The organism is Streptococcus suis (assembly GCF_002960425.1).
GTDB lineage: Bacteria > Bacillota > Bacilli > Lactobacillales > Streptococcaceae > Streptococcus > Streptococcus suis_S.
In genome coordinates this window covers 1-10,015 of the sequence record NZ_POIZ01000104.1, presented here as the reverse complement: position 1 = coordinate 10,015, position 10,015 = coordinate 1, and the positions used below count along the sequence as shown (strand labels likewise).

The following is a 10,015-nucleotide window of genomic DNA, read 5'->3' as shown; positions in this document are numbered from 1 at the left end:
AAGATCGTTTTCAACCCAGTCATTCCACACATCTGCAGGTTTTGACAACACTTCATTTGGTCCAGTCGAGCCTCGAAATAGTACCGTTACTTCCAACACTTGGTCTTTGGGCAAATTTGGATCTTTCACAACAGCATAAACCTGTTCACCATTGCCATTCTCATTGTCGAAGTCGAGGGTGACACGACCTACTATGTCATCATATTGTGTAATTACAGCATCTCCCTTACCTAAATTATTGTATTCCGTCATTGCAATCTGAAGATTATCTTCATTAACATATTTTTTTACCATGAACTACTTCCCTAATAAATCTGCCAATTTTGATTTGATAACATAGCTTCCAGACTTAAACTTTCCATCTTCATTTTGTAAAAGGTTAAAATGAAAGCCAAAGTCTTCATCTCCATTTACATAAACTCTTACCATCATTCCTCCCATGGGATTATACTCTAGTGTTTCAGTGTCAATTTCATAAGTTTTTATAATTCCATCAGTCGTTAATGCTTTTGGGTCATTCGCTTTCATGTGTTTTTCGTAAACAGCTCTAGCCTCTTCACTAGTAGCAATAGCGACCATCTCCTCATGTTCCTTGTATTGCATATATCCAATTCCTCCTATTCCAAGTGCTATGGCGACAATAACAACAACTAGTATTTTGACAACTTTTTTCATACTAGACCTCCTTTATGAAATCCTATCAAGTAAGAGCATTTCTTACCTCATAGTATAGCATAAATGCGATGCTTACATATAAAGACGCGCAAACCTAAAAAAAGATCGTTTTCAACCCAGTCATTCCACACATCTGCAGGTTTTGACAACACTTCATTTGGTCCAGTTGAGCCTCGAAAGAGAACCGTTACTTCCGTAAGCTGGTCTTCGGGCAGGTTTGGATCTTTCACAACAGCATAAACCTGTTCACCATTGCCATTCTCATTGTCGAAGTCGAGGGTGACTGTGCCGATCAGATTATCATACTGATCATATAGTTCATAACCTTTTGTAATTCCCGTATCATATTCAGACATTGCTATCTGAAGATTAGGTTCATCTACATATTTAATTTTCCCCATTGGCACTCTCCTCTCTTAACTTTTTAGATAGTTTAGCAGAGATTCCTTTATATGCAGAGTGATAAGCCCCCTCACCATTATCAATCAAATTAAAATCCATATACATCTCAGAATCATTGTTAACTGTTAACTGTACCATCAACCCACCCATAGGATTGTATTTTAAACTGTTCGTGTCAATTTCATAAGATTGAATGACCCCATCTTCTTCAAAGGCATTTGGATCTCTCTTTTTCATGAAATCCTCATAAACCTTTTTCGCCCCCTCACTAGTAGCGATAGCGACCATTTTCTCATGTTCCTTGTGTTGCATATATCCAATTCCTCCTATTCCAATCACGATTACTAACAAAATGCCGATAATAACTTTCATTACTTTTTTCATCCTAGACCTCCTTTATGAAATCCTATCAAGCAAGAAGCTTTCTTACCTCATAGTATACCATAACATAGTAGGTGGTGAAACTGTGTTATGATCCATCCTATTTCTTGTATTACAGAAATACAAAAACAAGAATAGACTCGACTCTATCCTTGTTTGCCAATTCCTTATTTAAACGTCACAATAGTACAGCCTGAGCCACCTGCATTTTGTGGGGCGTAGCCGAACTCCTTGACTTGCTTGTTTCGGCGAAGGTACTTGGTCACCCCTTCTCGGATAACCCCTGTACCGATACCGTGAACAATGTCGACTTGTGCCAGATTGTTGAGAAGGGCTTGGTCGATAAATTCATCCAGCTCCATCATAGCCTCTTCGTAGCGTTTGCCACGGAGATCTAAGCGGGCTTTTGGTCCTCGTACATTGGCACGTTTGACTGTGTGAACCTGGCGTTTCTTAGGCTGCTCTGCCTTTTCCGCCTTGACTAACTCAAACTCATCTTTGGTCAAAGTCATCTTAATCAAGCCAACCTGAGCCTCCCAACGCCCATCCTTAAGCTGATTGGTCAAGGTGCCGCGTTGTCCATAGGCTGTAACGATAATGTCATCGCCCACCTTGGCCTCCCGCTGGATTTTGGCTTTTTTCAAGACTTTATTCTTAGACAGATCCACCACTTCAGGCGCCAACTTTTTCAGCTCTGCCTTGGCTTCAATAATCTGGTGGGGCTTAAGACTGGCTGCAGCATGGAGATTTTTGAGAATATCCTCGCTTTCTGCCAATGCCATATCTACAATTTCCTTGGCTTCCAAACGTGCCTTGTTGAGCTCATTTTCCCGCTCACGATTGAGTTCATCATAGAGTTTGCGAAGGGCTCGATTCATCTTGTAGTTTTCTTGCTCCACATCACGAATCTTGTCTAGGCGGCGACGGCTTTCAACCGTTTGGTTTTCCAGTTTCTCAATAATGCGGTTCACATCGCTATCTGTATCCGTCCATGACTGGGCTGATTGGATAATAATATCAGACAGACCTAGACGTCGGGCGATTTCAAAGGCATTGGAGCGACCAGGAACACCCTGCATAAACTTATAGGTCGGGCGTAGACTGTTGGTATCAAATTCCATACTGGCATTTTCAATACCAGAGGTTTCTATCCCGTAGGCCTTGAGCTCAGGATAGTGGGTGGTTGCCATGGTCTTGATCCCCCGCAGACGAAGGTCATCCAAAATAGCCATTGCCAAAGACGCACCCTCCTGCGGATCGGTCCCAGCTCCCAACTCATCAAAGAGAATGAGGCAATCCTGATCCGCCTCCGCTAAAATCTGTACCGTGTGGGTCATGTGACTGGAGAAGGTTGATAAACTCTGCTCGATGGACTGTTCGTCACCAATATCTGCAAAGATTTCCTTGAAAATAGCCACCCGACTGCCCTTGTCTGCCAAGATAGGTAAACCAGACTGAGCCATCAGATGGGTCAATCCCAAGGTCTTGAGCATGATGGTCTTACCACCCGTGTTGGGACCTGTAATCACGATAGCCGTCAACTGGCTACCGAAATAAAGATCGTTGGGTACTGGCTCAGCAATCAAGGGATGGCGGACATTGAGCAGGGCAATATCCTGCTTATCCGATAGCTTAGGAACCACAGCCTTGTAATCTCTTGCAAAAAGATGCTTGGCACGGACAAAATCCAAATGCCCAATGACCCAGGCATTGTTACGGATAATACCACTATGAGGCCGCAACATGTCGGACAACTCTTGCAAAATCCGACTGATTTCATGCCGTTCTTCTGCACGCAAATGACTAATATCCTCATTCAGGGTCACCACTGCCCGCGGTTCAATATACACAGTCGAGCCAGAGGCAGAAATGTCATGGACAACCCCTGCAATCTTATTGCGATAGGTATTTTTAACAGGAAGAACATTTCGCCCATTACGACTTGCCAAAATGCTATCGGACAGCATATCCCCCTTGTTCTTCAAAATATCCTGCATGACCTGACGAACCTGGTCTTCAGCCTCTCGGATCTTTCTTCGAATGCGGGCTAGTTTTTCAGAGGCAAAATCCTCTACAAAACCTGCATCATTGATAGACTGTAACGAGCCTTGTAAATGGGGAAAGAGTTCAATTTTCTCAAAGAGTTTATCCAGCTGGCTCAGGCTGACATTTTCCAGATTGCCATAAAAATCCAAGAGGGACTTAGATACTTCCAGAACCTTTTTAACTGCTAGCAGTTCCGAGATATTTAGGTCTGTATCCAATTCCAAACGGCGCATGGCTGGATTGATATCACTGGTGGCTGCTAGACTAAAATAAGGGTTCTCTACAAAGATTTGTCCCATATCTGTCAATTCATCAAAGGCCTGCTGGATGCGGGGGGCTTCCACCATGGGTTCCAACTGCCTTAATTCATCCAAACCCTGTTCCGTCAAGAGATAGGGCTCGATTTTTCCTATAACCTTGTGAAATTCAAGGCTTTCAATAATTTTACTATTCATATATTCCTACTCAAAAAAGGATAAGGTCTCCCTTACCCTGCAATATTACTCAACCAGAGAGATTTTAAAAAACTACTCGTAAACGGTGTGTACTGAATCATAAGATTAGCCAGAAAACTACCATGAAGTTTGTCCTGAATGACCGCCAAGGGTATGGTTGACAACAAGACCAAGACAAGCTGCAAGGACAGGAAGGTCACCAAAACAGAAATGGCACCACTAATCAGGTTGCTCGTTCTTGTATCTGGGTTAAAGCCCTCTAGTAGATGGACAAAAATCCCTACAAAACGTGCCAAGGCATAGACCAGGATATAGACCAAAAGGAAGGCTAGACCTGCATAAAATACCTTGTCCAAATCAAATAGATATTTCTCATCGAAATAATAGGTCGAACTGCCCTGGGTGGCATTCGCAAAAGGCACCCAAAGGTAGAGAAAGCCAGTCCATTTCTTATAGGTCGCTGTTGCAATAACCAGGGCCAGAATACTAGATAGACCATAGAAAGCCTGCAAGACCAAGCCACGACTATAGCCGATATAGAAACTCCAGACCAATATCAGCAGAATGACGAACGAAATCATACCTTCTCCTCAAGTTCATCCAAATCAACCAAAGTGACATTTTTCTTGAGCACTTTTTCTTTCATACTAGCCAATTCTGCCTCCGTCTGCTCAAAAGCAATTTCACGCGTTAATTGGACAGAAAGGGCGTTAATTGCCAACAAGAGAGCCAAGGTTTCAGGGTCAGCCGTCGGCATCTTATCTTTCAGGGCTTGGTATTTTTCCTTCGCAACACGCTCAATCTCTTCCATGAAAAGATTATCATGCTCTGTCGTTACTGTTAATTGTTTCTCACCAAATGTAAATTTATATCGATTTAAGTTTGCCATAAAACACCTCGTTTACCATTATACAATAAAATAGATGATTTTGCTAATCCATACCCTACAAAGAATGCTTTCTACGCGCAAAATCTACAAAACGGAATTTATCGATTTTATGCTTGCTTTCTGTGTATTGGAATTGTCTTGTATCTCCTAGATAGACCCGGGACTTGATAAGAACTAGATAATCGTCCTGACTCTGCATCAAATCACGTTCCTCCCGGCTGGTTGGCTCTACTGTGATTTCCTTTTGCGCATAAGCAATATCCAACCCTAAGGAACCCTCTAAATATTGGTAAATAGACTTCTCCGCAATCTCAATAGTCAAATCAGGGACCAGCTCCACTGCCAGATAGTCTGTGTCCACGACAGAAATCTTCCCATCAATAGAACGTGTACGGACAACCTTCCAAACCTTGCTAAAGGGTTCAAAGCCTGTCAAACTAGCCAGACTACTATTGACCGTCAACATATCCAGACTGACTACCTCTGTCTGACTAGATAATTGCAGGGAAGCAGTCAATTCTTGATAAGAGGTCAATCCAGAAACAGGAAAATTCAAGATTTCTTGTTTCAAGACCATGGAGCCTCTTCCTTGAACCTTCTGGATGAGACCACCCTCTGTCAGCATAGCCAAAGCCTTGCGAACCGTATCCCGACTAACTCCATACATTTCCTGCAGCTGTTGCTCTGTAGGCAAAGACCTTTCTGCCGGATACATATTTGTACGGATTTTCTCTTTCAAATCATTATAGATTTCTTGGTATTTTTTCATCATAAAACCTCATATATTGACTGCTTTCTATCATACAACATCACTATTATAACAAAATTTTAAAAAAATTAAGTAAAAGGGCTTGCATTATTTTTTGAAATCGGATACAATAATAACGCAAATGAGATTTGTCCGTACAAATTTCGTGTATCCGATTTGTTGTGTCCCCCTAAAACATAATAAATCGGAAAACAAGGTCCGTTAGTTTCCCTTTAGTACTAGCTTCGACAGTCGCTATTCTGACTCTTGAAGATTGGAAAGGACACAAACAAGGTGTCCACATACATCCAAGGGACTACAGAGAAACGAATAGACGAAAAAATATGGGAATGGCACTCACCCAATCGTGCCTAGAAGGAAAAATATATGGGAAAATTTGAAAAAGAAGCCAAACAGCTCCTAGATGCTATTGGTGGAAAAGACAATGTCAATGCAGTAACACACTGTGCGACACGGATGCGTTTTGTTCTTGCTGATGACAAGAAGGCAAATGTCAAAGTCATCGAAGACATTCCAGCAGTAAAAGGAACCTTCACCAACGCTGGTCAGTTCCAAGTCATCATCGGTAACGATGTACCAATCTTCTACAATGACTTTACAGCTGTGTCTGGTATCGAAGGCGTATCAAAAGAAGCTGCTAAGTCAGCCGCTAAAAGTAACCAAAATGCCATCCAACGTGTTATGACCATGTTGGCGGAAATCTTCACCCCAATCATCCCCGCGCTTATCGTCGGCGGTTTGATTCTCGGTTTCCGTAACGTCTTGGAAGGCGTTCAGATGGAATGGCTTGGACAAGCCATGAAAGACGGGCAGTTGGTCTTTGACGCTGACGGTAATCCTGTATGGAACACCATCGTTCAGGTTTCACCATTCTGGAATGGCGTCAACCATTTCCTCTGGTTGCCAGGTGAAGCCATCTTCCACTTCTTGCCAGTAGGTATCACTTGGTCTGTATCTCGTAAAATGGGAACGTCACAAATCCTTGGTATCGTTCTCGGTATCTGTTTGGTGTCTCCACAGTTGCTTAACGCATATGCTGTACCAAGTACAGACGCAGCGACAATCGCTAGCGAATGGTCTTGGAACTTCGGTGCATTTAGCATTGCCCGTATCGGTTACCAAGCACAAGTTATCCCAGCCCTCTTGGCAGGTTTGGCCCTTTCTTATCTAGAAATCTTCTGGCGTAAAGTGATTCCAGAAGTGGTATCTATGATTTTCGTACCATTCCTATCACTTCTTCCAGCGATTATCCTGGCTCACACTGTCCTTGGTCCTATTGGTTGGACAATCGGTCAATGGTTGTCAACTATCGTATTGGCTGGTTTGACTGGCCCATTAAAATGGCTCTTCGGTGCTGTATTTGGTGCTCTCTATGCACCGTTCGTTATCACTGGTCTCCACCACATGACAAACGCCATCGATACACAATTGATTGCGGATGCTGGTGGAACTGGTCTCTGGCCAATGATTGCTCTTTCTAACATCGCTCAAGGTTCTGCAGTATTTGCTTACTTCCTCATGAACCGTAAGAATGAAAAAGAGGCACAAATTTCGCTTCCTGCAACGATTTCTGCTTATCTTGGTGTTACTGAACCAGCCCTCTTTGGTGTCAACGTGAAATACGTTTACCCATTTGTAGCTGCTATGATTGGTTCAAGTATCGCCGGCTTACTTTCTGTAACCTTCAACATCCAAGCTGCTTCTATCGGTATCGGTGGTCTTCCAGGTATCTTGTCTATCAAGGCTGAATACTGGGGTGCATTCTTTATGACAATGATTGTTGCGATTGTTGTCCCAATGATTTTGACAGCTGTTTTCAAACGTACAGGTGCATTTTCAAAAAAAGAAGAAACTATTGAAGAAGTTGTAACTCCAGCTGAAACTATCGTTGAAACTGGTTCTACTATCGAATTGATTAGCCCACTTACTGGTCAAGCCAAAGAATTGTCACAAGCTACTGACCCTGTCTTTGCTTCAGGTGTCATGGGACAGGGTGTCCTTATTGATCCAAGCGAAGGTCTCTTGGTTGCTCCAGTTGACGGTGAGGTGTCCGTCCTCTTCCCAACTAGCCATGCTGTCGGTATTACTGCTGCGAACGGAGTTGAGCTCCTTATGCACATCGGTATGGATACTGTTGGATTGGAAGGCAAAGGCTTCACAGCCCATGTCAAACAAGGCGACACCATCAAAGCTGGTGATAAATTGATCAGCTTTGACATCGATGTCATCAAGGCTGCTGGTCTTATTGCGGAAACACCAGTCATCGTGACCAACCAAACTGATTTCAACACAGAGGTTCTTGGAGAGCTTCCTCGTTCAGTAGAACGTGGCCAAGCTATCTTGAAAGCAACAAAAGCATAAAACAAAATAAGTGTAGAGAGTTGGTGACCCCAACTCTTTGCCGTTGATAACATCATTTTTAAGAAAGGAATTGGTAAACATATTATGACCATAGACAAACGCAAAGTCGTCTATCAAATCTACCCCAAATCTTACAAGGACACGACCGGCAACGGTGTCGGTGACCTGCGTGGAATTATTGAAAAACTCCCTTATCTAAAAGAATTAGGCATTGACATGATCTGGCTCAATCCTTTCTACCCAAGTCCTCAGCGAGACAACGGCTATGACATTTCAGACTATACAGCCGTCAATCCTGATTTTGGCACCATGGCTGACTTTGAAGAAATGGTGGCTGTCGGAAAAGAATTGGGTATCGAATTCATGCTGGACATGGTCCTCAACCACTGCTCGACAGACCACGAGTGGTTCCAAAAGGCCCTAGCTGGCGACAAATATTACCAGGATTTCTTTATCCTGCGTGACCAGCCAACTGACTGGGTTTCCAAGTTTGGCGGCAATGCCTGGGCACCCTTTGGCGATACCGGGAAATATTACCTCCACCTCTTTGATGTGACCCAAGCCGACCTCAACTGGCGAAATCCTCATGTTCGTGACGAACTCTTCAAGGTGGTCAACTTCTGGAAAGACAAGGGCGTCAAAGGCTTCCGCTTCGACGTTATCAACTTGATTGGTAAGGATGAGATCCTCGAAGACTACCCAATCAACGACGGCAAGCCTGCCTACACCGACCGCCCAATCACCCATGACTACCTCAAGATGATGAACAAGGCCACTTTTGGAGCAGAAAAAGGCTTCATGACCGTTGGGGAAATGTCTGCCACTACCATTGAAAACTGCATTCTCTACACTGCTCCTGAACGGGAAGAATTGTCTATGGCCTTCAACTTCCACCACTTGAAAGTGGACTACAAGGACGGTCAAAAATGGACTATCATGGACTTTGACTTTGAGGAACTCAAACGCCTCTTCCACACTTGGGGCGAGGAGATGTCAGCTGGAAATGGCTGGAATGCCTTGTTCTACAACAACCATGACCAACCTCGTGCCCTCAACCGCTTTGTTGATGTGGAGAATTTCCGCAATGAAGGAGCAACCATGCTGGCTGCCTCTATCCACCTGTCACGCGGCACGCCTTACATTTACATGGGCGAGGAAATCGGTATGATTGACCCTGACTACGACAGCATGGATGACTACGTGGACGTGGAGTCTATCAATGCCTACCAGATGCTCTTGGACCAGGGGCAGACACCTGAGCAAGCCTTCCAGATTATCCAGGCCAAGTCCCGTGACAATTCCCGCACCCCGATGCAATGGGATGCTTCTGACAATGCAGGCTTCTCAACAGGAACCCCTTGGCTGAAGGCTGGCAAATCCTACCAAACGATTAACGTTGAGCAGGAAAAAACAGGCCCAATCTTTACCTTCTACCAAGAACTCATCCGCCTGCGGAAAGAGCTTCCTCTCATATCAGAAGGGGACTACAAGGCCGCCTACAAGGACAGCCAGAAAGTCTACGCCTTTGAACGCTTGCTAAACGGCGAGAAACTACTGGTCCTCAACAATTTCTTCGCAGAAGAGGTTGAGCTAGACCTTGCAGACGACTTCGCCCACGGCCAAGTCCTCATCAGCAACTACTCTGACAACAAGTTAGGTAAGAAAATCACCCTCAAGCCTTATCAGGCACTGGCGATTTTGGTGAAATAATCACAAAAGAGGCTGGGCAAAAACTAGCCAGTAAATAAAAAACACAGACAGATTGAGCTGCTTCTGATGAAATCCAGCCGTACTGTCTGTGTTTTTCTTTCTGTTTCTATTATCTTGGACTAATTTCTTAGCCAATTTCGTTAGATTCATGCTCATTAGGAGGAAGCCTATCTCGGTTTCAACCACTTTTTGACCTCTGACATGGACTCTGCGCACGCCAAAAACACCCTTCATCCTACCAAATACAGGTTCGACATCCACCTTGCGTTTGGCATAAATGCGGGCTCCCTCTTTACTTGTCAATTCCTCTTTGACTAAGTTCTTGAA

9 protein-coding genes and 2 pseudogenes are annotated in these 10,015 nt (G+C 43.9%); 2 read left to right on the top strand and 9 right to left on the bottom strand.

Annotation, left to right across the window (positions count from 1 at the left end; translation table 11 throughout):
- The 8 genes and pseudogenes from C1G57_RS11000 to treR form a co-directional block, all read right to left on the bottom strand.
- Positions 1-294, bottom strand: a pseudogene (locus C1G57_RS11000) (triacylglycerol lipase); the annotation flags it as partial.
- A gap of 3 nt (positions 295-297) precedes the next feature.
- Positions 298-675: a DUF1310 family protein gene (locus C1G57_RS10995; RefSeq protein WP_105114922.1), complete on the bottom strand. Its 378-nt coding sequence runs from the start codon at positions 673-675 to the stop codon at positions 298-300.
- Between the two features lie 47 nt (positions 676-722).
- Positions 723-1,076: a hypothetical protein gene (locus C1G57_RS10990; protein ID WP_105114921.1), complete on the bottom strand. Its 354-nt coding sequence runs from the start codon at positions 1,074-1,076 to the stop codon at positions 723-725.
- Entirely contained in the window at positions 1,063-1,461 is a 399-nt protein-coding gene (locus C1G57_RS10985; protein ID WP_105114920.1) for a DUF1310 family protein, read from the bottom strand. Before C1G57_RS10985 ends, C1G57_RS10990 begins: the two co-directional genes overlap by 14 nt.
- Before the next feature lie 164 nt (positions 1,462-1,625).
- The gene (locus C1G57_RS10980) at positions 1,626-3,959 is read right to left on the bottom strand and encodes an endonuclease MutS2 (RefSeq protein ID WP_105114919.1); all 2,334 of its coding nucleotides are present in this window, start codon (positions 3,957-3,959) and stop codon (positions 1,626-1,628) included.
- A 32-nt stretch (positions 3,960-3,991) separates the two neighbouring features.
- Positions 3,992-4,540 (bottom strand): CvpA family protein, encoded by a 549-nt coding sequence (locus C1G57_RS10975; RefSeq protein ID WP_105114918.1) that lies wholly within the window; start codon positions 4,538-4,540, stop codon positions 3,992-3,994.
- Positions 4,537-4,848 carry a hypothetical protein gene (locus C1G57_RS10970; protein ID WP_105114917.1) on the bottom strand — a complete coding sequence of 104 codons (312 nt, stop codon included), beginning with the start codon at positions 4,846-4,848 and terminating at the stop codon, positions 4,537-4,539. Before C1G57_RS10970 ends, C1G57_RS10975 begins: the two co-directional genes overlap by 4 nt.
- A 55-nt stretch (positions 4,849-4,903) precedes the next feature.
- Complete coding sequence (treR, locus tag C1G57_RS10965; protein ID WP_105114923.1) at positions 4,904-5,617, bottom strand: trehalose operon repressor; 714 nt, start codon at positions 5,615-5,617, stop codon at positions 4,904-4,906.
- 366 nt (positions 5,618-5,983) lie between these two features.
- On the opposite strand from treR, the gene treP reads away from it, so the two are divergent.
- Positions 5,984-7,978, top strand: coding sequence for a PTS system trehalose-specific EIIBC component (treP, locus tag C1G57_RS10960; RefSeq protein ID WP_105114916.1), 1,995 nt, complete (start codon positions 5,984-5,986; stop codon positions 7,976-7,978).
- 84 nt (positions 7,979-8,062) lie between these two features.
- Positions 8,063-9,688: an alpha,alpha-phosphotrehalase gene (gene treC / locus C1G57_RS10955; RefSeq protein WP_105114915.1), complete on the top strand. Its 1,626-nt coding sequence runs from the start codon at positions 8,063-8,065 to the stop codon at positions 9,686-9,688.
- Between the two features lie 119 nt (positions 9,689-9,807).
- On the opposite strand, the pseudogene C1G57_RS11700 reads toward treC, so the two are convergent.
- Positions 9,808-10,015: pseudogene (locus C1G57_RS11700) on the bottom strand (transposase); the annotation flags it as partial.